This is a genomic window from Erwinia sp. ErVv1 (assembly GCF_900068895.1).
Classification (GTDB): Bacteria; Pseudomonadota; Gammaproteobacteria; order Enterobacterales; family Enterobacteriaceae; genus Erwinia.
The window spans coordinates 126,503-151,812 of record NZ_CDPK01000010.1 but is presented as its reverse complement, the minus strand read 5'-3'; the positions used below and the strand labels follow the sequence as shown (position 1 = coordinate 151,812).

Annotated in this window: 23 protein-coding genes, 6 tRNA genes and 1 other annotated feature; of the genes, 8 read left to right on the top strand and 21 right to left on the bottom strand. The window is 52.7% G+C overall.

From position 1 onward, the window contains the following. Positions 1–312 precede the first annotated feature (312 nt). The 3 genes from clpB to rluD form a co-directional block, all read right to left on the bottom strand. Positions 313–2,886 carry an ATP-dependent chaperone ClpB gene (clpB, locus tag A1830_RS15115; protein ID WP_067707898.1) on the bottom strand — a complete coding sequence of 858 codons (2,574 nt, stop codon included), beginning with the start codon at positions 2,884–2,886 and terminating at the stop codon, positions 313–315. Positions 2,887–3,013: 127 nt separating this feature from the next. Next, complete coding sequence (gene yfiH / locus A1830_RS15110) at positions 3,014–3,742, bottom strand: purine nucleoside phosphorylase YfiH (protein ID WP_067707895.1); 729 nt, start codon at positions 3,740–3,742, stop codon at positions 3,014–3,016. Continuing rightward, positions 3,742–4,719, bottom strand: a complete 978-nt coding sequence (gene rluD / locus A1830_RS15105) for a 23S rRNA pseudouridine(1911/1915/1917) synthase RluD (protein WP_067707892.1) — start codon at positions 4,717–4,719, stop codon at positions 3,742–3,744. Before rluD ends, yfiH begins: the two co-directional genes overlap by 1 nt. 130 nt (positions 4,720–4,849) lie before the next feature. Here rluD and bamD point away from each other — a divergent pair, with 130 nt between their 5' ends. The 3 genes from bamD (at position 4,850) to pheA (ending at position 7,586) form a co-directional block, all read left to right on the top strand. Then, a complete protein-coding gene (bamD, locus tag A1830_RS15100; protein ID WP_067707887.1) occupies positions 4,850–5,581 on the top strand; it encodes an outer membrane protein assembly factor BamD in 732 nt (243 codons plus the stop codon). A 268-nt stretch (positions 5,582–5,849) separates the two neighbouring features. Then, the gene (gene raiA / locus A1830_RS15095) at positions 5,850–6,188 is read left to right on the top strand and encodes a ribosome-associated translation inhibitor RaiA (protein WP_067707884.1); all 339 of its coding nucleotides are present in this window, start codon (positions 5,850–5,852) and stop codon (positions 6,186–6,188) included. 89 nt (positions 6,189–6,277) lie between these two features. Continuing rightward, positions 6,278–6,402, top strand: a sequence feature (Phe leader region). 23 nt (positions 6,403–6,425) lie between these two features. After that, positions 6,426–7,586, top strand: a complete 1,161-nt coding sequence (gene pheA, locus A1830_RS15090) for a bifunctional chorismate mutase/prephenate dehydratase (protein WP_067707880.1) — start codon at positions 6,426–6,428, stop codon at positions 7,584–7,586. Between the two features lie 114 nt (positions 7,587–7,700). Here pheA and tyrA read toward each other — a convergent pair whose 3' ends face one another. Together tyrA and A1830_RS15080 are read right to left on the bottom strand one after the other, a co-directional pair. Next, positions 7,701–8,819: a bifunctional chorismate mutase/prephenate dehydrogenase gene (gene tyrA / locus A1830_RS15085; RefSeq protein ID WP_067707877.1), complete on the bottom strand. Its 1,119-nt coding sequence runs from the start codon at positions 8,817–8,819 to the stop codon at positions 7,701–7,703. 2 nt (positions 8,820–8,821) lie between these two features. Further along, a complete protein-coding gene (locus tag A1830_RS15080) occupies positions 8,822–9,901 on the bottom strand; it encodes a 3-deoxy-7-phosphoheptulonate synthase (RefSeq protein WP_067707873.1) in 1,080 nt (359 codons plus the stop codon). Between the two features lie 445 nt (positions 9,902–10,346). On the opposite strand from A1830_RS15080, the gene A1830_RS15075 reads away from it, so the two are divergent. Next, complete coding sequence (locus A1830_RS15075) at positions 10,347–10,859, top strand: GNAT family N-acetyltransferase (RefSeq protein ID WP_067707871.1); 513 nt, start codon at positions 10,347–10,349, stop codon at positions 10,857–10,859. Here the strand turns inward: A1830_RS15075 and A1830_RS15070 are convergent. Next, a complete protein-coding gene (locus A1830_RS15070; protein ID WP_082804189.1) occupies positions 10,809–11,555 on the bottom strand; it encodes a GNAT family N-acetyltransferase in 747 nt (248 codons plus the stop codon). The genes A1830_RS15075 and A1830_RS15070 overlap by 51 nt on opposite strands. A gap of 195 nt (positions 11,556–11,750) precedes the next feature. Here A1830_RS15070 and A1830_RS15065 point away from each other — a divergent pair, with 195 nt between their 5' ends. Together A1830_RS15065 and A1830_RS15060 are read left to right on the top strand one after the other, a co-directional pair. Then, positions 11,751–12,443, top strand: coding sequence for a CTP synthase C-terminal region-related (seleno)protein (locus A1830_RS15065; protein WP_067707865.1), 693 nt, complete (start codon positions 11,751–11,753; stop codon positions 12,441–12,443). Between the two features lie 244 nt (positions 12,444–12,687). After that, a complete protein-coding gene (locus A1830_RS15060; RefSeq protein ID WP_067707863.1) occupies positions 12,688–14,337 on the top strand; it encodes a methyl-accepting chemotaxis protein in 1,650 nt (549 codons plus the stop codon). Between the two features lie 404 nt (positions 14,338–14,741). Here A1830_RS15060 and rplS read toward each other — a convergent pair whose 3' ends face one another. From rplS to ffh, 5 genes are all read right to left on the bottom strand, one after another. Continuing rightward, a complete protein-coding gene (gene rplS / locus A1830_RS15055) occupies positions 14,742–15,089 on the bottom strand; it encodes a 50S ribosomal protein L19 (RefSeq protein ID WP_003849035.1) in 348 nt (115 codons plus the stop codon). A gap of 45 nt (positions 15,090–15,134) precedes the next feature. Further along, positions 15,135–15,944 carry a tRNA (guanosine(37)-N1)-methyltransferase TrmD gene (gene trmD, locus A1830_RS15050; RefSeq protein ID WP_067707859.1) on the bottom strand — a complete coding sequence of 270 codons (810 nt, stop codon included), beginning with the start codon at positions 15,942–15,944 and terminating at the stop codon, positions 15,135–15,137. Continuing rightward, the gene (gene rimM / locus A1830_RS15045) at positions 15,941–16,489 is read right to left on the bottom strand and encodes a ribosome maturation factor RimM (RefSeq protein WP_067707856.1); all 549 of its coding nucleotides are present in this window, start codon (positions 16,487–16,489) and stop codon (positions 15,941–15,943) included. The genes trmD and rimM overlap by 4 nt, the downstream gene beginning before the upstream one ends. An 18-nt stretch (positions 16,490–16,507) precedes the next feature. Then, positions 16,508–16,756 (bottom strand): 30S ribosomal protein S16, encoded by a 249-nt coding sequence (rpsP, locus tag A1830_RS15040; protein WP_067707853.1) that lies wholly within the window; start codon positions 16,754–16,756, stop codon positions 16,508–16,510. Positions 16,757–16,892: 136 nt separating this feature from the next. After that, on the bottom strand, positions 16,893–18,254 hold the full coding sequence (ffh, locus tag A1830_RS15035; RefSeq protein WP_067707849.1) for a signal recognition particle protein: 1,362 nt from the start codon (positions 18,252–18,254) through the stop codon (positions 16,893–16,895). Positions 18,255–18,465: 211 nt separating this feature from the next. Between ffh and A1830_RS15030 the strand changes: the two genes are divergently transcribed. Both A1830_RS15030 and A1830_RS15025 read left to right on the top strand, forming a co-directional pair. Beyond that, the gene (locus A1830_RS15030; RefSeq protein WP_067707847.1) at positions 18,466–19,257 is read left to right on the top strand and encodes a cytochrome C assembly family protein; all 792 of its coding nucleotides are present in this window, start codon (positions 18,466–18,468) and stop codon (positions 19,255–19,257) included. Between the two features lie 25 nt (positions 19,258–19,282). Next, positions 19,283–20,569 (top strand): HlyC/CorC family transporter, encoded by a 1,287-nt coding sequence (locus A1830_RS15025; protein WP_067707843.1) that lies wholly within the window; start codon positions 19,283–19,285, stop codon positions 20,567–20,569. A gap of 136 nt (positions 20,570–20,705) precedes the next feature. Here A1830_RS15025 and luxS read toward each other — a convergent pair whose 3' ends face one another. From luxS to csrA, 10 genes are all read right to left on the bottom strand, one after another. Further along, positions 20,706–21,221, bottom strand: a complete 516-nt coding sequence (gene luxS, locus A1830_RS15020; protein WP_067707840.1) for an S-ribosylhomocysteine lyase — start codon at positions 21,219–21,221, stop codon at positions 20,706–20,708. 152 nt (positions 21,222–21,373) lie between these two features. After that, positions 21,374–22,933 (bottom strand): glutamate--cysteine ligase, encoded by a 1,560-nt coding sequence (gshA, locus tag A1830_RS15015; RefSeq protein WP_067707837.1) that lies wholly within the window; start codon positions 22,931–22,933, stop codon positions 21,374–21,376. Between the two features lie 81 nt (positions 22,934–23,014). After that, positions 23,015–23,590: a fructose-1-phosphate/6-phosphogluconate phosphatase gene (gene yqaB, locus A1830_RS15010; protein WP_067707834.1), complete on the bottom strand. Its 576-nt coding sequence runs from the start codon at positions 23,588–23,590 to the stop codon at positions 23,015–23,017. A 380-nt stretch (positions 23,591–23,970) separates the two neighbouring features. After that, positions 23,971–24,047: transfer RNA gene (locus A1830_RS15005), tRNA-Arg, on the bottom strand. Positions 24,048–24,141: 94 nt separating this feature from the next. Then, a tRNA-Arg gene (locus A1830_RS15000) sits at positions 24,142–24,218 on the bottom strand. Positions 24,219–24,259: 41 nt separating this feature from the next. Next, positions 24,260–24,336, bottom strand: a tRNA-Arg gene (locus A1830_RS14995). Between the two features lie 157 nt (positions 24,337–24,493). Beyond that, a tRNA-Arg gene (locus tag A1830_RS14990) sits at positions 24,494–24,570 on the bottom strand. A 19-nt stretch (positions 24,571–24,589) separates the two neighbouring features. Further along, a tRNA-Arg gene (locus A1830_RS14985) sits at positions 24,590–24,666 on the bottom strand. 3 nt (positions 24,667–24,669) lie between these two features. Beyond that, positions 24,670–24,762 (bottom strand) — tRNA-Ser (locus A1830_RS14980). Between the two features lie 337 nt (positions 24,763–25,099). After that, a complete protein-coding gene (gene csrA, locus A1830_RS14975; protein ID WP_004155916.1) occupies positions 25,100–25,285 on the bottom strand; it encodes a carbon storage regulator CsrA in 186 nt (61 codons plus the stop codon). Positions 25,286–25,310: the final 25 nt, after the last annotated feature.

Sequence of the window (25,310 nt, the reverse complement as noted above, 5' to 3'; positions counted from 1 at the left end):
GGCCTGCTGCGAGGTGGCGTATATTACGCTTTCCTCCTTCAGAGTCAACTTCTTTTTGGGAAGTTTTTCTCCGGCGGTTCAGCTTCCTGAACCTCTCAACCCGGCGGCCTGTAAGCCGTTGTTCCGTGTCGATGGAGGCGCATTATAGGGAGTTCCTGACGGCTGACAACCCCTAATTGCAAAAAACTTTCTGCATGCTCATTTTTCAAACCAATAAGGCCTGAAAGGGCCATTTTTGCCTGGTTATCATCCAAAAAAAGGGGCCCGAAGGCCCCTTAATAGAGTGTAATACTGATTCAGACCGGCTGGATATTACTGGCTGGCGACAATTTCACCATCATTAACATCCATTTCAATCACCTTACCGGGGATTAACGCACCAGAAAGGATTTTCTGCGCCAGCGGATTTTCGATTTGCTGCTGAATAGCGCGTTTCAGCGGCCTTGCACCATATACCGGGTCATAGCCGTTTTCACCAAGCAGTTGCAGAGCCGCATCGGAGATATGAAGTTCATAACCCCGTTCGGCCAGGCGCGCATACAATCGCTGAAGCTGTATTTTAGCAATAGAGGCAATGTGCGTTTCGCCCAGAGGGTGGAACACAACCAGCTCATCAATACGGTTGATAAACTCCGGACGGAAGTGATGGCCAACAACCGTCATTACCACTTCTTTCATTTCCGCATAGCTCAGCGCGCCGAACCTTTCCTGAATCAGATCGGAACCCAGGTTAGAAGTCATGATCACTACGGTATTGCGGAAGTCTACGGTTCTGCCCTGGCCATCGGTGAGCCGTCCATCATCCAGCACCTGTAGCAGAATGTTGAATACGTCCGGATGCGCTTTTTCAACCTCATCCAGCAGGATCACGGAATAAGGACGGCGACGAACGGCCTCGGTCAGGTAGCCCCCCTCCTCATAGCCCACGTAGCCTGGAGGAGCCCCCACCAGTCGGGATACCGAGTGTTTCTCCATGAACTCGGACATATCAAGGCGGACCATGGCATCGTCGCTGTCGAACATAAAGTTTGCCAGCGCTTTACACAGTTCGGTTTTACCCACCCCCGTTGGCCCCAGGAACAGGAAGGAACCAATGGGCCGGTTCGGATCGGCCAGGCCTGCGCGGCTGCGGCGAATAGCATTGGATACGGCTTCGACGGCCTCATCCTGACCGATAACGCGCTGATGAAGGTCCTGCTCCATACGCAGCAATTTGTCGCGCTCTCCTTCCATCATCCGCGCGACCGGGATCCCCGTCCAGCGCGCCAGCACGTCGGCAATTTCAACATCCGTTACGCGGTTACGCAGCAGCCGCATGGTTTTACCTTCGGATTGGGTCGCGCTGGCCAGCTGTTTTTCCAGCTCAGGTATCTTGCCATACTGCAGCTCTGACATCTGCGCCAGATCGCCGGAACGGCGTGCCTGCTCCATGGAGAGTTTCGCCTGCTCCAGCTCGGCTTTAATCGTCTGCGTACCAGAAAGAGAGGCTTTCTCGGCTTTCCACTCTTCTTCTAGTTCGGAATACTCGCGCTCTTTCTGATCCAGCTCCTCTTCAAGCATACTCAAACGCTTGATGCTGGCATCGTCCGCCTCTTTTTTCAGGGCCTGCTGCTCCAGCTTAAGTTGAATGATGCGGCGCTCAAGACGATCGAGCGACTCAGGCTTGGAGTCAATCTGCATACGGATGCTGGAAGCGGCTTCATCAATCAGGTCGATAGCCTTATCAGGTAGCTTACGGTCTGCAATATAGCGGTGTGACAGCGTGGCCGCCGCCACGATGGCCGGGTCGGTGATCTGCACGTGATGGTGCAGTTCGTAGCGCTCTTTTAGTCCACGAAGGATAGCAATGGTATCCTCAACGCTGGGTTCCGCGACAAAAACTTTCTGGAAACGGCGCTCAAGCGCGGCATCTTTTTCAATATACTGGCGATACTCATCAAGGGTTGTCGCCCCCACGCAGTGAAGTTCACCGCGAGCCAGCGCCGGTTTGAGCATATTGCCCGCATCCATGGCACCGTCGGCTTTGCCCGCCCCTACCATTGTGTGTAGCTCATCAATAAACAGGATGACATTCCCCTCCTGCTTTGACAGATCGCTGAGCACGCCTTTCAGGCGTTCTTCAAACTCACCGCGGTATTTTGCACCCGCCACCAGCGCCCCCATGTCCAGAGCCAGTACCCTGCGCCCCTTCAGGCCTTCCGGGACTTCCCCGTTAATAATACGCTGAGCCAGCCCCTCAACGATGGCCGTCTTACCGACGCCGGGTTCACCAATCAGTACCGGGTTATTTTTTGTTCGACGTTGCAGCACCTGAATTGTCCGGCGGATCTCTTCATCGCGCCCAATAACCGGATCGAGCTTGCCCTGCTCGGCACGTTCAGTCAGATCGATAGTGTATTTTTTTAAAGCCTGACGCTGATCTTCAGCTCCCTGGTCGTTCACGGTTTCTCCCCCACGCATTTGATCGATGGCTTTGGTGAGCTTTTCACTCGTCGCTCCGGCAGATTTAAGGAGATCTGCCAGTGAGCCGCGCGAGTCCAGCGCGGCCAGAACGAAAAGTTCGGATGAGATAAAGTTGTCGGCGCGCTTCTGGGCCAGCTTATCGCAGAGGTTCAGAACGCGAATGAGATCCGCAGAAGGCTGCACGTCGCCGCCTGCGCCTTCCACCTGTGGCAGACGGCTGATTGCCTGCTCCACACCGCTACGCAGTGCAGCAACATCCACACCGGCGGTGGTGAGTAAAGGACGCACGGAGCCGCCCTCCTGATTAAGTAAGGCACTGATCAGGTGAAGAGGTTCGATAAATTGATTGTCGCGCCCAAGCGCTAAAGACTGCGCATCGGAGAGCGCAAGTTGGAATTTGTTAGTAAGACGATCCAGACGCATAATTCCCCCTATTCAGGTCAAATTGCTACTGGAGATTAAAATGAGGTCATCCCTCAAATTTTCAAGTTTAATGACCCAAATATTTTGGTGAAAAATACATCAATCTGGACCGTCTTATGGCGCTAGGTTATATCAGCCAGATCAAACTTGCCATACGGCCAGTGACGCCATCGCGCCGGAAAGAGAAAAATTGCTCGCCGGCAGAATGGGTGCAAAGGCCGCCACCCGAGATGTGGCGCACTCCCATGCGCTTCAGACGCCCTCGCGCAAGCTGCCAGATATCAGCATAATATTTTTCACCCGCCGGGCGAAAAGCGCCTTCATCGCTCACATTCTGAGCAATAAAGGCCGTTCTGACCTCCGGACCCACTTCAAATGCGCCTGGACCTATTGCCGGCCCCAGCCAGGCAATCACCTCTTCCGGTGGACAGCAAAAAGCCGCAACGGTCGCCTCTAAAATACCGCCGCAAAGCCCTCGCCAGCCCGCATGGGCCGCCGCGACTTGCTTTCCCGATACGGAGGTGAACAGCACCGGCAGGCAATCTGCCGTCATCACCGCACACACCACGCCAGGTTTGCAGGTCCATGCCGCATCGGCACGACGACATGAAGGCTGCTCGCCCGTAAGCTCAATCACGCGTGAACCGTGAACCTGCTCCAGCCAGACCGGCATGGCGGGCATCGCCGCCTGCATGACCAGTCGCTCACGGTTAGCCTGAACGCGGTCTGACGCATCCCCAACGTGATCCCCGAGATTAAAGGAGTCCCAGGGCGCAGCGCTGACGCCGCCCGTACGCGTGGTTGAGCAGGCAGACACGCCAGCGGGCGCAGACCACTGCGGGTAAATCAGGCTCATTACCAGTCCATCTGCTCTTTGAACGCCTGCGTATCCGCTTTCAGCGCATCGATCAGGTCGACCATATCCTGAGGCAACGGCGCATGCCACTCCATTTCGATACCGGTAAGCGGATGATAAAGACGCAGCATAGTGGCATGCAGAGCCTGCCTGTCGAACTGACGCAGGGTGGAAATAAAGGCTTCCGATGCCCCTTTCGGTGGGCGAGGACGACCGCCATAAAGTGGATCGCCAACCAGCGGATGATTTATATGCGACATATGTACGCGGATCTGATGGGTACGTCCGGTTTCCAGCCGTAAACGCAGCCGGGTATGGGCACGGAAATGCTCCATGATGCGGTAGTGCGTGGTAGCAGGCTTACCCATTGGATGAACGGCCATATGCGTACGCTTGGTGGAGTGGCGGCTGATGGGTTCATTGACTGTTCCCCCCGCGGTCATTCTGCCAATCGCTACCGCTTCATATTCACGGGTAAATTCTCTGAGCTGCAGAGATTCCACCAGATGAGTCTGTGCCGGAACGGTCTTCGCGACCACCATCAAACCGGTGGTGTCTTTATCAAGACGGTGTACGATGCCTGCGCGCGGCACATCGGCAATAGCCGGGAAGTGATGCAGGAGTGCATTCAGCACGGTGCCATCGGGGTTGCCCGCGCCCGGGTGCACCACCAGATCGCGCGGTTTGTTGATAACCAGGATATCATCGTCTTCATAAACGATATTCAACGGTATCGCCTGCGCTTCCCAGCGCGCTTCTTCTTCGATTTCGGCGTTGATAGTTATTTGTTCGCCACCGAGCACTTTTTCCTTCGGTTTGTCGATGATTACGCCATTGACACTAATACGACGGTCGAGAATCCACTCTTTTATGCGAGATCGAGAATAATCAGGGAACAATTCGGCCAAAGCCTGATCTAAGCGTTGTCCGAGTTGCGATTCGGAGACCGTTGCGTTGAGTTTTACTTGTTGTGCCATAACCAGCTTCTTCGTTAACGTTGGGTTTTCACGGCGATGCCGTTTAATATAATGTGCTATTGTACCTGGTCACTATCGGGGGCTAAATGGACAGCTTCCTGAATAACACTCTGAGGATAATCAAATCGTCATGACGCGTATGAAATATCTGGTGGCTGCAGCCACGTTGAGCCTGGCATTAGCTGGTTGTTCCGGCTCGAAGGACACGGTGCCTGACAACCCACCTTCTGAAATCTATGCCACAGCCCAGCAAAAACTGCAGGACGGTAACTTTAAAGGAGCAATAACGCAACTGGAAGCGCTTGATAACCGCTACCCGTTCGGTCCCTACTCCCAGCAAGTTCAGCTGGATCTTATCTACGCCTACTATAAAAATGCCGATTTACCGCTGGCACAGGCCGCGATTGACCGCTTTATGCGCCTTAATCCTACCCACCCGAATATTGATTACGTGATTTATATGCGTGGTCTGACGGATATGGCGCTTGATGACAGTGCGCTGCAGGGCTTTTTCGGCATCGATCGCTCAGACCGCGATCCGACGCATGCGCGTGATGCTTTCCATGACTTCTCTCAGCTGCTGCGCGGTTATCCGAACAGTCAGTATGCCACTGACGCAAGAAAGCGTCTGGTGTTCCTGAAGGATCGGCTGGCGAAGTATGAGTTATCCGTTGCCCAATTCTACACTAAGCGCGAGGCTTATGTCGCTGTCGTTAACCGGGTTGAGCAAATGATGAAGGACTATCCGGATACTCAGGCTACCCGTACCGCCCTGCCGCTGATGGAAAATGCTTACCGTCATCTGCAGCTGAACGCAGAAGCAGATAAAGTTGCGAAGCTGATCGCCGCTAATCAGGCCTAATCTTCAGAAAGCAAAATGGCAGCCGATGGCTGCCATTCTTCTGTTCATAAAACCGTCATTTCTGCAGGTTTATCTTTTAGTTAACTTATCGATATTGCCCTCTCATGCCCGTTCACGCAACCTCCTGATGACCAATTCTCAGGCCCACTCGCAAATTTTTAAGTCTTGACAAAAAGTGACAAAAAAACGTGATCCGAATCACACATGCATCAATTTTTCAGGGTATGCTGGATCTACATTCGACGGAAATGACAGAGAGGTAAGCACTATGGTACTTAACATTACCAGCAAGCACATGGAAATCACTCCAGCTATCCGCCAGCATGTCGAAGACCGTCTTGCCAAACTTGAAAAGTGGCAAACTCATCTGATAAACCCGCATATTGTGCTCTCGAAAGAGCCGAAAGAGTTCGTGGCGGATGCTACGATCAACACGCCGAATGGCCCGCTTGTCGCCAGCGCTAAGCATGACGATATGTATACGGCCATCAATGAGCTGATCGCTAAGCTTGAACGCCAGCTTAATAAGGTCCAGCACAAAGGCGAAGCGCGCCGCGCAAACGCCAGCGTTAAGGATCTTAGCGTTGTCGAGGTTGATGAGGAATAACGGTTTCTGACGCGCCCGCGGGCGCGTTTTTTATTGACAGAGAGAAATTACTGCGGTTACTTTAAAGGCATCCCGCAACCGGACACCATGATGATAAAACAGTCGTTCTTCTTCGCATTCTTTTTTAGCCTCCACTGACAGGGAGGCCATTCGTCGTTCAGGAAATAATGCGAAGACGAACAATCAAGCCTCCCCGGTGGGAGGCTTTTTTTTTATGGGCACCTGACAGGTAGAACTATGACCACTGAGAATCCACTGCTGGGCCTGCGCGATAAAATCAGCGCGCTGGACGAAGAATTATTAACCCTGCTCGCCCGTCGCCGGGCGCTGGCAACTGACGTGGCAAAAGCCAAAATGGCTACCCACCGACCGATCCGGGATATTGATCGCGAACGCGACCTGCTTGAGCATCTGATAGCACTGGGTAAAAACCATAAGCTGGATGCTCATTACATCACGCGTTTGTTTCAGCTTATTATTGAGGACTCCGTCCTGACGCAGCAGGCGCTGTTACAACAACATCTTAATAAGACTCATGCTCAGTCTGCGCGCATCGCGTTCCTGGGGCCTAAAGGCTCTTATTCGCACCTGGCGGCACGCCATTACGCCACCCGTCATTTTGAAAACGTCATTGAGAGTGGATGCCTGAAATTTCAGGACATTTTCAGTCAGGTGGAAACGGGCCAGGCAGATTACGCCGTGCTGCCCATCGAGAACACCAGTTCAGGTTCGATTAATGACGTCTATGACCTGTTGCAGCAAACCAGTTTGTCGATCGTCGGTGAAATGACGTTACCCATTGACCACTGTGTGCTGGTCACCGGCAGCACTGATTTACAGCAAATCGAGACGGTCTACAGTCATCCTCAGCCCTTCCAGCAGTGTAGCCAGTTCATTAACCGCTACCCTCACTGGAAAATTGAGTACACGGAAAGTACCGCCGCCGCAATGGAGAAAGTGGCCTCTCTCAACTCACCTAAAGCTGCGGCTCTGGGCAGCGAGGCGGGTGGAGAACTTTATGGATTGCAGGTTCTGGAACGCAACCTGGCGAACCAACAGCAGAATATTACCCGCTTTATTATTCTTGCCCGTAAGCCCATTGAGGTCACGCTACAGGTACCGGCTAAAACCACCCTGATTATGGCTACCGGTCAGCAGGCTGGCGCGCTGGTAGAAGCCCTGCTGGTGCTGCGTCAGCATAATCTGGTCATGAGCAAGCTGGAATCGCGCCCCATTAATGGTAATCCGTGGGAAGAGATGTTTTACATCGATTTTCAGGGGAATCTGCGTGCGGAAGAGGTACAGCAGGCGCTGCGTGAACTGGCTCCCATTACGCGTTCGCTGAAGGTGTTGGGCTGCTATCCCAGCGAAAATATTATCCCGGTGATGCCGGAATAATCCCCTTACGTCGGGGTCTTTACCAGCCGGTTAAGTCAGATAATTACTTAACCGGATCAGGTCGCGAACCGCTGACCACACCACATAAAAAAGGCCATCGCTGGCCTTTAATCATTACTTACGGTCATTAGCCTGACGCAGCAGCGTACGACTTTCCTGCATAAAGTGGTCGGAATAGTCGCCAAACCAGTGCCTGACCTGATTAAAGCTGCGAATAAAGGCCTGCTTATCGCCCTTCTCCAGCAGCGTAATGGCTTCACCGAAGCGATGATAGTAGCGCTTAATTAGCGCCAGATTGCTCTCTGACGACATGATGATATCCGCATAGAGCTGGGGATCCTGAGCAAACAGTCGGCCAACCATCGCCAGCTCGAGCCGGTAGATGGGTGAAGATAGCGCTAATAGCTGTTCAAGCTGTACATTCTCCTCCGCCAGATGCAGGCCATAGGCAAAAGTGGCAAAGTGGCGCAGCGCCTGGATAAACGCCATATTCTGGTCATGCTCAACCGCGCTAATGCGATGCAGCCGTGCGCCCCATACCTGAATTTGTTCCAGAAACCACTGGTAGGCTTCCGGCTGGCGGCCATCACACCATACGACAACCTGCTTCGCCAGGCTCCCACTGTCCGGGCCGAACATCGGATGCAGACCCAGCACCGGGCCAGGATGCGCAGCCAGCATCGCCTGAAGCGGGCGGTTCTTGATCGAAGCAAGATCGACAAGAATACAGTCTTCCGGTAGCGCGGGCAGTCGGGCAATCACCTCTTCCGTCAGGTGGATGGGAACGCTGATTATCACCATACCGGCGGTGGAGAGCAGAGTATCAGCCCGATCCCAGTCCTCTTTATCAAGGATTTCTACCTGATATCCGGACAGAGTAAGCATTTTCTCAAACATGCGGCCCATCTGGCCCTTACCACCGACAATCACTACCGGACGCAGCGTGGGACAGAGCGTTTTGAAGCCTTTATCGTTTTCACTTGAATAGGACTCGCGCATCAGCCTGCGCAAAACGTCTTCAATCAGATCCGGCGGCACTCCCAGCAGCGCGGCTTCATTACGCCGCGAGGCCAGCATCGCCGCTTCGCGTTCCGGGACGTAAATCGGCAGGCCATAACGGCTTTTGACCTCACCCACTTCGGCAACCAGGCTTAGCCGTTTTGCCATCAGATCCAGCAGGGCTTTATCTACTTCATCAATTTGATCGCGAAGCGCGGTCAGTTCAGCCACCATAATTAATCCTCTTGCGACAGACGCGCCGCCAGTACGCCACTCAAAGACTGATGGATTTCACTTAGCAGCTGCTCGGTCGTATCCCAGCTGATGCAGGCATCGGTGACGGAAACGCCGTAGCGCATCTCACTGCGCGGCTGCTCGGAAGACTGACTCCCCTCGTTAAGATGGCTTTCCAGCATCAGTCCCATAATTGAATGGTTGCCGTCTTTGATCTGCGCTACGGCAGATTCAGCGACGCCAGACTGGCGGCGAAAATCTTTATCAGAATTGCCATGGCTGCAATCTATCATCAAGGAGGGACGGAGTCCCGCCTGGCGCATCTCTTTTTCACACTGCGCCACATCCTCCGGGCCGTAGTTGGGTTTTTTCCCGCCACGCAGGATCACATGTCCATCCGGATTCCCCTGCGTTTGCAGCAGGCAGACCTGCCCTGCCTGATTGATACCGACAAAACGATGCGGCATTGAAGCTGCGCGCATGGCATTGATAGCCGTACCCAGACTGCCATCCGTACCATTTTTGAATCCCACCGGCATTGAGAGGCCCGAGGCCATTTCACGATGCGTCTGAGATTCTGTCGTGCGGGCACCGATAGCCGACCAGCTAAAAAGGTCACCAAGGTACTGTGGACTGTTGGGATCCAGCGCTTCCGTTGCCAGCGGCAGCCCCATTTCAACCAGGTCCAACAGCAGGCGACGCGCAATATGCAGACCGGCCTGCATATCAAAAGAGTTATCCATAAAAGGATCGTTAATTAGCCCCTTCCAGCCAACGGTCGTACGGGGTTTTTCAAAGTAAACGCGCATAACGATAAACAGCTGATCCTGAAGCCTGTCAGAAAGCGCTTTAAGGTGGCGGGCATAGTCGAGCGCAGCTTCAGTATCGTGGATTGAACAGGGCCCACACACCACCAGCAGACGGGGATCCTTACCGCTAATGATGTCAGAAATGACCTTGCGTGATGAAGCAATTTTCTCTGCCTGAGTCGCACTAAGCGGAAACTGTTTTTTCAGCTCTTCAGGCGTGATTAAAACCTGTTCATTAGCAATATGTACGTTATTCAGCGCGTCTTTTTGCATGCTCATATTCCTGTCGTAATCGTGTTTGCTCAGAGGGACCCCCGGCGTGATGACTATCAATGTATCAGATAGTGTACAAACCTCAACCTCTGTCTGTACATTTTTCTTACCAGGTACATGAAATCGGCACGGGCACTGATTAAATATCAATAAAAACAGCATATTGAATAAATTATAACACTCAACTAGCACCACTATAGTGTAATGTTTACTTTACATCTATTCTTATGACAGAAACTACCGCCGGACTTAATCAAATGACTCTGGACCGTGCCAGTGAAGGGATTGGCGTTGCACTGAGGGAAATGTAAGGTTGCACTGCGAGGAGAACAAAAGGAGTTTGCGTAAGCCACTTTTAGATTTTCAGAACACGACAGGTTTAGAATAATGCGGTAAACCATTTGTAGGGTTAACGCTCACACCACCTGAAACCGACAGGAACGCCATGGATATTCTACTCAGACCCTGGTGCGATGAAGATGCGCCCGCCTTTGCCGAAGCCGTCAATGACTCGCTGAATACGCTGCTGCCCTGGCTGCTGTGGGCGCACCCGGAATTTAAATCAGAAGAGGCGCGCCGCTGGTTTGCGGTGACGCAGCTTATGCGCGAAAACGGCAGGGCTGATGAGCTGGGTATATTCAGCCAGGAGGGTCGGTTACTGGGCGGTGCCGGACTGCGCTATTCCTCTGAGCAAACTCATCACTGCTCAATAGGCTACTGGGTACGCAGCAGCGACCAGCGCCAGGGCATTGCCAGCCAGGCCGTTCGCTATCTGGTTGAACTGGCCTGGCAGCGTCCGGAAAGGGAGATAGTGGAAATTCTTGCCGTGGAGGATAACGTCGCCAGCAGACGGGTCGCCACGCGCTGCGGGGCCAGGTTCATGGGGATCGCCTATGGGCTGATCGTATTAGACAGCGGACCGGTCAACACCGCCGTCTACCAGTTTCGCCGCCCCTGAAAGAGTCTGCAAACGCTGGATCTGCTGCCCCTGAGCATCAAAGTTTTCCCTGTCCAGCCAGCGGGTTATGGCATGATTTATCGCCGGCCACTCGCTATCAAGGATGGAGAACCACTGCGTATCTCTTGAACGCCCTTTGCGGGTCATCATCTGCCGGAAGGTACCCTCATACTGAAACCCAAGCCGTTCAGCCGACGCCCGCGAGGGGGCATTCAATGCATCACATTTCCATTCGCAGCGGCGATAACCTAGCTCAAAGGTGTATTTCAGCATCAGATAAAGTGCTTCTGTGCCAATGATGGTCCGTTTCATCAGCGGTGACCAGGTCAGGCCGCCCAGCTCTATCGATCCGTTATCCCGATCAATGCGCATATACGAGGCCAGGCCCATCGCCCTGTTACGTTTGGCACAAAGAATAGTAAAGGTGATCACATTTTTTTCTGCTGCACGCTGTGCCAGCCAGTGACGAAATGCCTCCGGCGTTGAAGGGCGCTCATCGGTAAGGTAAGTCCAGTCGCGCCCGTCGGCGGCAAATGCATAGGCGGCATAGAGATCGCCACTGTGTTTGGCGACGTCCAGCGGCTCCAGGCGGCAATAGCTCCCCTTGAGCGTCTGACGCTCAGGCATTCTGGCAGGCAGCCAGTCGGGTAATGCCGGGCCAATCGGCTGATCGAATTCGTTGAATCTCTGGGACACGGTCATCTTCCTTCAATAATCGATAAGTCAGAATACGAAGCGCAGCGCGTTTTTCCCAGCGATAAACTGCAGGTTATGCCAGAGTTATGAATCAGATCGCTAAACGGTGAAATGCTTGGTGGCTCCTCCCGTAACAATGTTGTCGCTATGTTAAAAATCAGGTAATATCCTATCTTTCCGACAAAGGAAATGATCATGACGCTTTCTTTTCGTATCGCGCTTGTTGGAGATTTTCGCTCCGCCGCCGTTGCTCATCAGGCCATCCCCCCCGCCATTCAGCTTGCCGCCGATCACCTTAACCTCAATATTTCTGCCGAATGGCTTCCCACTGCATCAATAACGGATACGTCAGTGTTGGAGCCTTATGATGCGATTTGGGTGGTACCCGGTAGCCCATATCAAAACGATCAGGGCGCGATGATGGCCATCACCTGGGCGCGGGTAAACGACGTCCCGTTTCTGGGTTCATGCGGCGGATTCCAGTATGCCCTTATCGAGTATGCCCGCAATGTGATTGGCTGGCAGGATGCTGCTCATAAGGAGACGGATACTGAAGGGCGAATGGTTATCGTACCGCTGAGCTGCGCGCTAATAGAAGAGACAGATGACATCATTATTGAAGAGGGGTCGGTGATTGCTCAGGCGTATGGAAAGCTTAAAACACACGAAGGCTACCACTGTCGTTTCGGAGTGGATCCGGGCTTTATTGCCGAACTGGAGAGCTATCCGCTGCGTGTTACGGCATGGGATCGTGAAGGTGGCGTGCGCGGTATAGAGCTGCCAACACACCGTTTTTTCGTGGCAACGCTTTTCCAGTCTGAACGGGCCGCCCTGCGAAATGCACTTTCTCCACTGGTCGTCTCGCTGCTAAGAGCCGCACCACGCTAAAAAGCCGTGCGCCATTATAAAAATATATAGCGTGCTTATTAAGGAAGGAATAATTAATATAAATTAACCTTAAATTAACAATGGATTTACCCGACAGGCGTGTTTATTTTAATCTGACTAAATTTAATAATACATAATGTACAAATCCATAAAGTCCTCAGAAAAAAAGCCGATAAGGTTTATCTCAGGGCCTTTTCTGACCTGATGAACATTCTTATGGTTTTAACGAATTTCAGAGGTCACCATGTCTATCACACAGCGCTTATCAATCACTTTCTCTCTCCTTGCTATTGCAATAGTTGCTCTGGTAATCGTAGCGTTATCAGCCATATCGGGATTCCAGTCAAGGTTTGAATTTGTTCAGTACAACACCATTCCCAGCATTACAGATCTCGACAAGTCGATAAGCGCCTCCAGTAATTTTGGTATTGCTCTGTATCGTTATAAAGTCATCACGGACGAAACTAAATTGCCTGCGGCCGAAAAAGACATCTATCAGATACTGGATCAGCTGACGTCATTAACCGACTATTATAAGAAAAATGATATATCAAGTGATGAGGATGGGCAGTTAACCAACCTCGCTTATCAAAATATTGACGCGGTACGTCAGGCTCTCCCCGCCTTCTTCGCTGCATCACGTGCCCATAATGATGCCCTGACGCTTTCGCTCATGCAGAGTGATACCGGCGTCGGCAGCGCAGGAAGAAAGCTTACCAGCGACCTCAAGAAGCAGATCGAATTAAATATCACTATCGGTAACGGCCTGAGAGAAGATAACCAGCGGATTTATTCCAGACTTATCTGGGTATTATCCATCGGTGCTGCGCTGACTATTCTGATACTGGGATTTTTTGCCATCAGGACGATACTCAGCATAAAGAGAAGCCTTTTTGGGATGGAATCCGTCATGAGCGAGGTCAGTATCAACCTTGACCTGACTCAACGAGCCGATGACCGCCGCAAGGATGAAATTGGTAAAACAGCAGCGGCCTTTAATAATCTGCTTGAGCGGGTTGGCACAACGCTCTCATCGGTTAATGACTCATCCTACTCGGTCAGCACAGCGTCTTCTCAAATCGCGGCGGGCAACGAAGATTTATCCTCACGTACCGAACAGCAGGCCGCTTCTCTTGAACAAACCTCAGCAAGTATGGCGGCATTAAGCGATACGGTGAAACAAAACGCCGAAAGTGCTAATCAGGCAAATATTCTTGCCGGTACGGCCAACAAAATGTCGGTGCAAAATGGTGACTCCGTTAAAACCATGCTCACAACGATGGATGATATTAAAAACAGCTCGGGAAGAATTTCAGAGATCACCGGCCTGATCGAAGGCATTGCCTTCCAGACCAATATTCTGGCGCTGAACGCCGCCGTCGAAGCCGCCAGAGCCGGGGAACATGGGCGAGGCTTCGCCGTGGTCGCGTCAGAAGTTCGCAATCTTGCGCAGCGCTCATCGTCTGCTGCCCGGGAAATTAAAGAGCTGATCACGGCTTCTTCCCAGCAGGTTGAAAGTGGTGCCAGCCAGGCAGCCAACGTGGGCGACAACTCGGAGAAAGTGCGTATCGCGATTCAGCAGGTAGCGGATATCGTCAATGAGATCGCCGCGGCCACTACCGGGCAAAGCCAGGGGATTGAACAGGTGCATCAGGCCATTGGGCAGATGGATGAAGTTACCCAGCAAAATGCCGCGTTGGTTGAGGAGGCATCTTCGGCTTCACGCTCGCTCCAGGAGCAGGCAGAAAACCTGAGCGCCCTGGTCTCGTCTTTCAAAGTTGCCTCAACGACTGAGAGAAGACGCAGTCCGGACGTGGTTAAACGTCCAGCGCCAATCATCAAAGGGAGTCCTGCGTTAAGCACGGCAGGCGAAGGAAGCTGGGAAAGCTTCTAAATAAGGCGCGCACTACCGCTCCAGAGTGTTACGTACCCGATTGCGCGTTCTGGAGCAATTTATTAGCCTGATACACGCTTAATATCTCATTACCCCTGCCCTAACCCCCTTTTCATTTGAAAGGGGGTTTTCAAAAGCCAGACGGCGACTTCACAAAATGGCTATCAGATAGGATTGCGATCCGGGTGCCTTACTTTTCTATGGCTAATATTGTCGCCATCTGCCCCATCTGTTTTTGAGCAAATATAGCCTGGTTAGTGACATCAGATAAACGCATGGTCAGCGTCTCCTTTTTTCTGAAAAGCATCAGATGTTTGATTATCTAAAGCCAATAAAAAAAAGGGGTTAGCCTATGGCTAACCCCTTGTTTCATATTAACTTTCAGATGTCGCGTTAGCGAGTCCTTAGTTAAGACGCTCTTTGATACGAGCTGACTTACCAGTACGCTCACGCAGGTAGTACAGTTTGGCCTTACGCACGGCGCCACGACGTTTAACAGCAATGCTGTCAATTACCGGTGAGTGAGTCTGGAATACACGCTCAACACCTTCGCCGTTAGAAATTTTACGAACAGTGAATGCAGAGTGCAGACCGCGGTTACGAATAGCGATAACCACGCCCTCGAATGCCTGCAGACGTTTTTTGGAGCCTTCAACGACCCATACTTTCACTTCCACGGAATCACCCGGACGGAATGAAGGTACGTCCTGCTTCATCTGCTCTTGTTCAATTTGCTTGATAATGTTGCTCATAGTTAAATCTCTTATCCTGGGTAAACTGATATTCAGGCATCGCGGCTACTGCCGGGACTGCCCATCATCGTTATGTTGCTGGTTGAACTCCCGCTGGAATTCGGTTAGCAACGTTGCTTGCTCTTCAGTCAGAGCCAGGTTTTCCAGAAGTTCAGGTCTTCTTAGCCAGGTACGGCCCAGCGACTGCTTCAGGCGCCAACGGCGAATTTCAGCATGGTTGCCCGACAGCAGAACTGGCGGAACCTCCATCCCTTCTAATACCTCAGGTCGGGTATAGTGGGGGCAATCCAGCAGACCATCAGAAAACGAATCTTCTTCGGCCGACGCCTGCTTGCCCAGTACGCCAGGTATAAACCGGGCGACAGAGTCAATCAGCGTCATTGCGGGTAGCTCACCACCGCTGAGCACGTAATCGCCAATCGACCATTCTTCGTCGATCTCGGTTTTGATTACGCGCTCATCAATCCCTTCATAGCGACCGCAAACCAGAATTAACTTCTCGCTTGTCGCCAGTTCGCAAACGCCGTTTTGATCGAGTTTGCGCCCCTGAGGTGAAAGATAAATCACCTTTGCACCTTCTCCTGCCGCTGCTTTTGCTGCATGGATGGCATCCCGTAAGGGTTGAACCATCATTAGCATCCCCGGTCCGCCACCGTAAGGACGTTCGTCCACGGTACGGTGCCGGTCATGAGCGAAGTCACGAGGACTCCAGCTCTGAATGCTGAGCAGGCCATTTTTTACTGCCCGGCCGGTTACTCCGTAGTCGGTAACCGCGCTAAACATCTCCGGGAACAGGCTGATTATGCCTATCCACAGCGACGGCGCTGGCGTGTTACCACGTTGTCCGGAGCTCAAAAACCAGGATCCCAATCTACTTCGATACTGCCGGTAGAGAGATCGACATTCTTGATAACCTGTCCATCAAGGAACGGAATCAGCCGCTCCTTCGCACCAAATGCATCCTTCAGGTTTGCTTTCACGACGAGAACGTCGTTCGAACCGGTTTCCATCAACTCCGTGACTTTACCCAGTTCGTAGCCTTCAGTTGTGACCACCTGGCAACCAATAAGGTCTTTCCAGTAATAGTCACCGCTGTCCAGCACAGGCAGCTGTTCAGAATTTACGATAATCTCGCAATTCGTCAGCAGACCTGCTGCATCACGATCTTCAATGCCTTTGACCTTGATGATCATGTCCTGATTGTGGCGCTTCCAGCCTTCCAGCTCGATTAGCTGCCATTGACCCGCCCGCTGGATAAACCACGGCTGATAGTCAAAAATGCTTTCGGCATCTTCGGTGGAGGAAAACACTTTGAGCCAACCACGGATGCCATAGGCCGATCCCATTTTCCCTAATACTAACGGGTTAGCGGGAGGCTGCGCGGCGAGTTGCTTGCTCATGTTGACCACCGTGACAGATTAAGCTGCTTTCTTAGCTTGTTTGATCAGCGCACCAACGCGATCGGACAGCGTAGCGCCCTGGCCAACCCAGTGCTCAATGCGGTCCAGGTCCAGGCGCAGTGCTTCAGCCTGACCAGATGCGATTGGGTTGAAGAAACCAACGCGCTCAATGAAGCGACCGTTGCGAGCATTGCGGCTGTCAGTGACGACTACCTGATAAAACGGACGCTTTTTAGCGCCGTGACGTGCCAAACGAATTGTTACCATAACATCCTCTTGAGTTAATAAAACAACCGGGCCCCATTGAGGGAACGGGGCCCGGATGCAATATAAAAAGCCCGAAAATTTTACTCATTTTGGCGCAAAAAGCAATCTAATTCGCCTGAGCGCTTTTCCGGCTGACTTATCGGCCTGGGAATCCCGGCGGCATCATACCCTTCATGCCGCGCATCATCTTCGCCATACCGCCCTTCTTCATCTTCTTCATCATGCGCTGCATGTCGTCAAACTGCTTAAGCAAGCGGTTAACGTCCTGCACCTGCATGCCAGAACCTGTTGCAATACGGCGCTTGCGTGAGCCTTTGATAATTTCCGGCTTCTCACGCTCTTTACGCGTCATGGAGTTAATCATCGCCTCCATACGCACCAGCACCTTATCGTCCATCTGTGACTTCACGTTGTCCGGCAGTTGCCCCATACCCGGCAGCTTACCCATCAGGCTGGCCATGCCACCCATGTTACGCATCTGCTTAAGCTGATCCAGAAAGTCGTTCAGATCGAAGCCATCGCCTTTTTTGAGCTTGCTGGCGAGTTTCTCCGCCTGGGCACGGTCAACTTTGCTTTCGATATCTTCAATCAGCGACAGCACGTCGCCCATGCCTAAGATACGCGAGGCAATACGGTCCGGGTAGAAGGGTTCCAGCGCGTCGGTTTTCTCACCCACGCCCATAAATTTGATCGGTTTGCCGGTGATATGACGGATAGAGAGGGCCGCACCACCACGTGCATCACCGTCGACCTTGGTCAGCACGACACCGGTCAGCGGCAGCGCTTCATTAAACGCTTTTGCCGTATTGGCGGCGTCCTGGCCGGTCATCGCATCGACCACAAACAGGGTTTCAACCGGATTAATCGCGGCATGAACCTGTTTGATTTCGTCCATCATGGCTTCGTCAACGTGCAGACGGCCGGCGGTATCCACCAGCAGCACGTCGTAGAATTTCAGCTTTGCCTGCTGAAGCGCGTTTTTAACAATGTCGACCGGCTTCTGGCTGAGATCGGAAGGACAGAAATCCACGCCAACCTGTTCAGCAAGCGTCTCCAGCTGTTTGATCGCCGCCGGGCGATATACGTCGGCCGAGACCACCAGCACTTTTTTCTTGTGCTTTTCGCGCAGGAATTTACCCAGCTTACCGACGCTGGTGGTTTTACCCGCACCCTGCAGGCCCGCCATCAGGACGACCGCCGGGGGCTGAGCCGCCAGGTTGAGGGTATTATTTTCCGCCCCCATCGCCACGACCAGCTCGTTCTGGACTATCTTGACGAACTCCTGACCGGGCGTGAGGCTCTTATTGACGTCCTGGCCTACTGCGCGCTCTTTTACGCGGCCAATAAAGTCCCGCACCACCGGCAGCGCAACGTCCGCCTCAAGCAGCGCCATACGCACTTCGCGCAGGGTGTCCTTGATGTTGTCTTCTGTCAGCCTTCCGCGGCCACTGATATTGCGCAGGGTCTGCGACAATCTGTCGGTTAAATTATCAAACATCGTCTCTCGCTCAACGTAATGAGAGGTCGCCAGGCGACACAATGGGACGGATTATAACATGAAGCGACCAGGCTGTGTCCCGCAATTGTACGCATTACCAGCGTGGAAGATGGCAGCGAATCTCCGCCTTCATTGTGGAGATCGTTTGGAGCCAGCAGCGGCTGGCGCTATACTGCTTTTTTCTTTGTCTTACCGGTAGCTAACATTATTTATGGCCGTTTTTTCGATTGTCGCCCTGTGCGCCTACTCCTCCAGCCTTGCCCTGATTGTCCCCAGCCTGCTGCGCAAACAGAGCGGCTGGCGTCGACTGGCCGTCATCTCAGCGTTTATTGCGCTGTTTTGCCACGCCGTAGCGCTGGAGCAGCGGATTTTTGCCATGGGCAGCGGCCAGAATCTGAGCCTGCTGAATATTGCTTCGCTGGTTAGCCTGATTATCTGCGCGATTATGACCATCGTCGCCTCGCGCAATCGCGGCTGGATACTGCTGCCCATTGTTTACAGCTTCGCGCTGATTAACCTGGCGTTTGCGACCTTTGTGCCCAATGCCTTTATCACGCATCTGGAAACCACACCGGTCATGCTGGTGCACATCGGTTTTGCGCTATTCGCCTATTCCACGCTAATTATTGCTGCACTTTATGCCCTCCAGCTGGCCTGGATAGACTACCTTCTTAAGCATAAGAAGCTGGCATTCAGTAGCGATATCCCCCCGCTGATGACCATCGAACGCAAGATGTTTCATATCACGCAGGTGGGCGTGGTGCTGCTGACGCTGGTGCTGTGCACCGGCCTGTTCTATATGCATGATTTATTCAGCCGCGAGAATATCGACAAGGCCATTCTGTCCATTCTCGCCTGGTTTGTTTATATCGTTTTACTCTGGGGTCACTACCATGAGGGCTGGCGCGGACGCCGCGTAGCCTGGTTCAACTGTGGCGGCGCATTGCTGCTGACGATGGCCTACTTTGGTAGCCGGATGCTGCAACACTTCCTGACCTCCTGATCGCTTAATACAAGGAATTCCCTCGTTGGAACACGTTTCAACCACCACACTGATCGTTACGCTGGTCATCATGATTCTGGTCTCGGCCTGGTTCGCCGGCTCCGAAACCGGCATGATGACGCTCAATCGCTACAAGCTGCGCCATCAGGCCAAAAACGGCAATCGCGCGGCACGTCGCGTAGAAAAACTCCTCCGCCGTCCTGACCGCTTACTCAGTCTGGTGCTGATCGGCAACAACCTCGTCAATATCCTGGCGTCGGCGCTGGCCACCATTGTCGGCATGCGTCTCCATGGCGATGAAGGCGTGGCCATTGCCACCGGTATTCTGACCTTCTGCGTGCTAGTGTTTGCCGAGGTTCTGCCAAAAACAATCGCCGCGCTTTATCCTGAAAAAGTGGCCCTTCCCAGCAGCCTTCTGCTCGGCCCGCTGCAGGTGATAATGATGCCGGTGGTCTGGTTGCTCAATACCATCACCCGCATCCTGATGCGCCTGGTCGGCATGAAGACCGACGGTGCCGTTAATTCAGCGCTCAGCAAGGAAGAGCTGCGAACCATCGTCTACGAGTCCCGCTCGCTGATGTCGCGCCGTAACCAGGACATGCTGCTGTCGGTGCTGGATCTGGAAAAAGTTAACGTTGATGACATCATGGTGCCGCGCAACGAGATTGTGGGCATCAATATCAATGACGACTGGAAATCCATTGTCCGCCAGCTCACCCACTCGCCGCACGGTCGCATCGTGCTCTACCGCGATTCGCTGGATGACACCATCAGCATGCTGCGGGTGCGCGAAGCCTACCGCCTGATGACCGAAAAGAAAGAGTTCACCAAAGAGGTGATGCTGCGCGCGGCCGATGAAATCTATTACATTCCTGAGGGCACCCCGCTAAACGTTCAGCTGGTGAAATTTCAGCGTAATAAGGAAAAAGTCGGCATGGTGGTGGACGAGTATGGCGACATCAAAGGCCTGATCACCATTGAAGACATTCTGGAAGAGATTGTGGGCGACTTTACCACCTCAATGTCTCCTACGCTGGCCGAAGAGGTGATGCCGCAAAATGATGGTTCGGTGTTGATTGAAGGCAGCGCTAACGTGCGTGAACTGAACAAGGCTTTCAACTGGACGCTACCGGAAGATGAAGCCCGCACCATTAACGGTATGGTACTGGAAGCGCTGGAGGACATCCCCCTGCCCAATACCACCATACGTATAGGTCATTACGCGATAGATATTCTCGACGTGCAGGAAAACATGATCAAGCAGGTAAAAATCACGCCCAAAAAATCACTGAAGGAATCGGTAGGATCGTAGATAGCATGCAGATGGTATCGGTGAGGTCGCAGACAATACACGGATGGAATCGTTAGGGTCACAGATATAACTCAGGGGAGCATCGTCTCCCCTGATGAACATAGCTCTCAGGGCCGGTACTGCCGGCCCCTTCAAACTAGATATGCAGTTCCTTCAGCTTCTCTTTCGGCAGCGCCAGCTCGTCGTTGTGATTCACGCGAATGTCGTTGTCGATGATATGCCGTGCGATATCCTGCGCTTCATCCAGCGAGTGCATCTGGTAGGTGCCGCACTGATACTCATTCAGCTCAGGGATAGTGCGCTGGTCAGTAACCTTCAGCACATCCTGCATCGCCTCTTTCCAGGCTTTCGCCACGCGCTGCTCGTCTGGCGTACCAATCAGGCTCATATAGAACCCTGTGCGGCATCCCATAGGTGAAATGTCGATAATCTCAACCCCATCACCGTTCAGGTGGTTGCGCATAAAGCCAGCAAACAAATGCTCCAGCGTATGGATACCGCGCTCAGGCATCACTTCTTTGTTCGGCTTGCAGAAACGCAGATCGAAGACGGTAAGGGTATCGCCATGAGGAGTATTCATGGTCTTAGCAACGCGAACCGCAGGGGCTGCCATGATAGTGTGATCAACGGTAAAGCTATCCAGCAATGGCATATTGTTACCTCAACAAATGAATTTATTTATACAACGATGAAACTTTCTCTGTCGCACCCGGTCTGAATATATGAAAGACGCGCAATTTTGTTATCATCATCCCTGACATCAGTGATGTTACTTTGGCCACAGTGATGTGGCCATTTTCTTTTTCAGCTGCGACTCTTCAAAAAATCTTCAAAGCTAAGCGTATCACTTTCTTCAATTTCCTGCTGCTTACGGCTGGAGCATTCCGCTTCCTGCGCAAACTGTGATGCATTCAGCACCTCAAGCGGCTCTTCCGCCAGCTGCTGCCGATACTCTTCCGCCAGCGCCAGTCCCGTTCCGCTGATGCCGTTCTCTTTCATTATGGCCAGTATACGCGCGGAGAAGGTCAGTTCCGGATCGTCGAATGCGGCAACCAGACGGTCACAGACCTCCTGGTACTGGCGATCGCCCTGCTGGCTGTCCAGCGTCTCTGCCACCCTTCTAAGGTCCCGGAACAGGGTCTTCCCGGCCTCGGCCAGCGAGACCTGTGCTTCACCGCAGCCTATGCCCAGCATCAGTCCTGGCTTACGTCCTTCCAGAATCACCCGATTCCAGTTCTCACGCGTACAGAGTAGCTCATCGCTGCTCATTTCCGGCGCTTCGGCCAGCGTACACCAGATCAGGAACAGATCGAGGAAGCGAACCTGATTCGCATCCACGCCGGTTGGGGAGAACGGATTGATATCCAGGGAGCGCACCTCGATATATTCAATCCCACCGCGCAGCAGCGCATCAGACGGGTTCTCACCCGGACGCGTCACGCGCTTAGGGCGTACAGGCGCATAAAGTTCGTTCTCTATCTGCAACACATTCGTGTTGAGCTGTAGCCAGTTGCCCGCAGCATTTTTGGTGCCCATACGGGCGTATTCTGCCGAAGGCGTTTTAATCGCCGCTTTTAACGCTTTCACATAGCCGGGCAGCTCATTAAAGGTAATACCCAGCCCGCTTTGCGACTTGTTGGTGTAGCCCAGATCGCTCAGACGCAGCGAGGTCGCATACGGCAGATAAAGTAACCCTTTTTCGGTACGCTCAAACGGCAGCTTAGTTTCTTTGCCCTGCAGGAAAGAGTCGCAGATCGCCGGTGAGGCACCAAACAGATAGGGGATCAGCCAGCCAAAACGGTAGTAGTTACGGATCAGGCGCAGATAGCCATCAGAAATGGCCTCATGGCCGCTTTTCTCGTCCTTGATATCAGCCCATGCCTGCCAGAAAGAGAGCGGCAGAGAGAAGTTATAGTGCACGCCGGAGATAACCTGCATCAGCGCGCCGTAGCGATTCTTCAGACCCTGACGATAGAGGGTTTTCATCTGCCCGATATTTGACTTGCCGTACTGCGCCAGCTCGATCTGGTCGCTGTCCTCGATCATACAGGGCATGCTCATCGGCCACATACGCTCTTCGCCCAACTCACTGGCGGCGTGGCGATGAATATCACGCAGAAACGCCAGCAGATGATCGATGTTGTCATCAACCGGCGTAATAAATTCCAGCAGCGTTTCAGCAAAGTCGGTGGTGATCCACTTGTGCGTTAAAGCCGAACCCAGCGATTTAGGGTGCCCGGTAGTGGCCAGATGGCCATCGGGTCGGACACGCAGCGTTTCACGCTCGATACCGCGACCAATGCCTTTCAGTGCGTCAGGGTGCGCTTCCAGCCAGGATAGCGCCTGTGATACGTCCGGGATCAAATTGACCTCCCGCTCGGAGAAAATTTATTATTGTTTAGCATAATGTTAACCGCAGCGCCGAAGATTCGCGAACCACTGCCACTATTTGCCCTGTATGTTGCGAACATCTACGACGTCCATGCCTGCCGCTTTTGCGGCCTGAATGCCAAAATCAGCATCCTCAAAAACCACGCAGCGCGTGGGAACCACGTTCATCAGCTCGGCACAGCGAATAAAGGTATCCGGCTCAGGCTTGTGTCGCGTCACGTCGTCAGCACCCACGATGATATCAAAGTAGTGCCGCAGTCCAACGTGCTGAAGCAGAGCCTCCGCCATTGCATGCTCGCTTCCCGTTCCCACCGCCATCGGGCGACGCCCTTTATAGGCTTTCACCACATCAATCAGTGGCAGCGGACGCACGGTATCAAACAGCATCTCTTTTAATGCCGTCGTTTTTTCACCTGCCAGCAAATGCGGATCGACATCGCTATGATGGCTGGCGATAATCGCTTCGGCAATACGCCAGGAAGGTGCGCCATTGAGTCCTACCAGAGCCTGCTCGTCGAACGGTAAGCCGTGTCGGGCAAGTACCGACTGCCAGGCTTTTCGATGCGTCGCCTCGGTATCCAGAATGGTGCCATCCATATCGAATATCAGACCTTCATAACGATCATACATTGTCTGTAACACCCTTAATCTGCGAACGATTACTTTAGCGCAAAGCAGGGACTTTGTCGCTGATGGCATGGATCAGCAAATGCCTTGAAATACTTAGGGATTCTTATTATCAGATAATGGCGTGAGAATAAGCTCAGAGCCAAACGGCTGGTAAAACAGCGGCATAGCATTAGCTAAAGGGTGATTGAAACAAATTTGAGGGGGGCTAACAGGGTGAACAATAGGGTATAACCGGGGCAGGATACAGATGTCACCTCAGCCGCAGGGAGAGACCTGACTAACGCTATTTTTAATAATGAAAAGGTCATGCGACGCTCGCGAAGGCGGGCTATTTTGAACCGCTGTAGAACAGGGTTGATGACGTACAGACAAAGGTAAAATGGTGCATCCGGGAGGATTCGAACCTCCGACCGCTCGGTTCGTAGCCGAGTACTCTATCCAGCTGAGCTACGGATGCATCGGAAAAACAAGGGGGAGATAACGCGACAAACCTGAGGAGATACTGAAGAAGCTGATAACCCATTTCTACACTGTCTTGCGACGTTTTAGAATGGTGCATCCGGGAGGATTCGAACCTCCGACCGCTCGGTTCGTAGCCGAGTACTCTATCCAGCTGAGCTACGGATGCANTGATAACCCATTTCTACACTGTCTTGCGACGTTTTAGAATGGTGCATCCGGGAGGATTCGAACCTCCGACCGCTCGGTTCGTAGCCGAGTACTCTATCCAGCTGAGCTACGGATGCATTGCAAATTCTGGTATAACGCAGGGTGCTAACGACTCACCTTTAAAACAGGGTGCTGACAGCTCACCTTCAAACCCGGTGTAATACTCTCACCGTTGATACAGGCTGCTAACACCGTATCGCCCAACACACTTTCTGCCATCACCTTAATCAGTAATGGTGCATCCGGGAGGATTCGAACCTCCGACCGCTCGGTTCGTAGCCGAGTACTCTATCCAGCTGAGCTACGGATGCAAATGGCGGTGAGGCGNAATGGTGCATCCGGGAGGATTCGAACCTCCGACCGCTCGGTTCGTAGCCGAGTACTCTATCCAGCTGAGCTACGGATGCAAATGGCGGTGAGGCGGGGATTCGAACCCCGGATGCAGCTTTTGACCGCATACTCCCTTAGCAGGGGAGCGCCTTCAGCCTCTCGGCCACCTCACCATACGCACTCTTGCGAGTTGTGCTTCAGAACGTTGTTTCTGCTCATCGGCACTGCGTGGCGCACATATTACTTTGGCGGACTTATAAGTCAAACAATTTTTCCCCTTACGTGTTTAATTGCACATTTCGCAGGCGATTGGGGTGTTTTGACGACAAAAAGAGTGATTTATCAACAATGAAACTGAGGCTGGTCAACAACGAAAGTGATGCAGGCCAACAATCAAAAGCAGGCTGCGAAGGCGACTACAGAGGGGAATAAGAGATCAAAGAGGGTGAACGGGAGGGAAAAACAGCAAACCGGTAGCGCCTCGCTATAGGCAGCGAGGCGCTGGATCCGTTAGTAACTCGTTTGCTGAGTTTTTTCGGCCTGAATACGCTGATAGATTTCTTCGCGATGAACCGATACTTCTTTAGGGGCGTTCACACCGATGCGAACCTGGTTCCCTTTGACACCCAGCACCGTTACAGTCACCTCATCACCGATCATGAGGGTTTCACCAACTCGACGAGTTAGAATAAGCATTCTTTGCTCCTTGAAAGATTAAAAG

Bases quoted from the DNA above. Each gene is read 5' to 3' on its own strand.
- raiA (WP_067707884.1), top strand. From the start codon at position 5,850: ATGGTACTTAACATTACCAGCAAGCACATGGAAATCACTCCAGCTATC.
- A1830_RS15080 (WP_067707873.1), bottom strand. From the start codon at position 9,901: ATGCAAAAAGACGCGCTGAATAACGTACATATTGCTAATGAACAGGTT.
- A1830_RS15060 (WP_067707863.1), top strand. From the start codon at position 12,688: ATGTCTATCACACAGCGCTTATCAATCACTTTCTCTCTCCTTGCTATT.
- yqaB (WP_067707834.1), bottom strand. From the start codon at position 23,590: ATGTATGATCGTTATGAAGGTCTGATATTCGATATGGATGGCACCATT.
- A1830_RS15065 (WP_067707865.1), top strand. From the start codon at position 11,751: ATGACGCTTTCTTTTCGTATCGCGCTTGTTGGAGATTTTCGCTCCGCC.
- rimM (WP_067707856.1), bottom strand. From the start codon at position 16,489: ATGAGCAAGCAACTCGCCGCGCAGCCTCCCGCTAACCCGTTAGTATTA.
- A1830_RS15030 (WP_067707847.1), top strand. From the start codon at position 18,466: ATGGCCGTTTTTTCGATTGTCGCCCTGTGCGCCTACTCCTCCAGCCTT.
- tyrA (WP_067707877.1), bottom strand. From the start codon at position 8,819: ATGGTGGCTGAACTGACCGCGCTTCGCGATCAAATTGATGAAGTAGAT.
- A1830_RS15075 (WP_067707871.1), top strand. From the start codon at position 10,347: ATGGATATTCTACTCAGACCCTGGTGCGATGAAGATGCGCCCGCCTTT.
- luxS (WP_067707840.1), bottom strand. From the start codon at position 21,221: ATGCCATTGCTGGATAGCTTTACCGTTGATCACACTATCATGGCAGCC.
- ffh (WP_067707849.1), bottom strand. From the start codon at position 18,254: ATGTTTGATAATTTAACCGACAGATTGTCGCAGACCCTGCGCAATATC.
- rluD (WP_067707892.1), bottom strand. From the start codon at position 4,719: ATGGCACAACAAGTAAAACTCAACGCAACGGTCTCCGAATCGCAACTC.
- yfiH (WP_067707895.1), bottom strand. From the start codon at position 3,742: ATGAGCCTGATTTACCCGCAGTGGTCTGCGCCCGCTGGCGTGTCTGCC.
- csrA (WP_004155916.1), bottom strand. From the start codon at position 25,285: ATGCTTATTCTAACTCGTCGAGTTGGTGAAACCCTCATGATCGGTGAT.
- clpB (WP_067707898.1), bottom strand. From the start codon at position 2,886: ATGCGTCTGGATCGTCTTACTAACAAATTCCAACTTGCGCTCTCCGAT.
- pheA (WP_067707880.1), top strand. From the start codon at position 6,426: ATGACCACTGAGAATCCACTGCTGGGCCTGCGCGATAAAATCAGCGCG.
- bamD (WP_067707887.1), top strand. From the start codon at position 4,850: ATGACGCGTATGAAATATCTGGTGGCTGCAGCCACGTTGAGCCTGGCA.
- rpsP (WP_067707853.1), bottom strand. From the start codon at position 16,756: ATGGTAACAATTCGTTTGGCACGTCACGGCGCTAAAAAGCGTCCGTTT.
- rplS (WP_003849035.1), bottom strand. From the start codon at position 15,089: ATGAGCAACATTATCAAGCAAATTGAACAAGAGCAGATGAAGCAGGAC.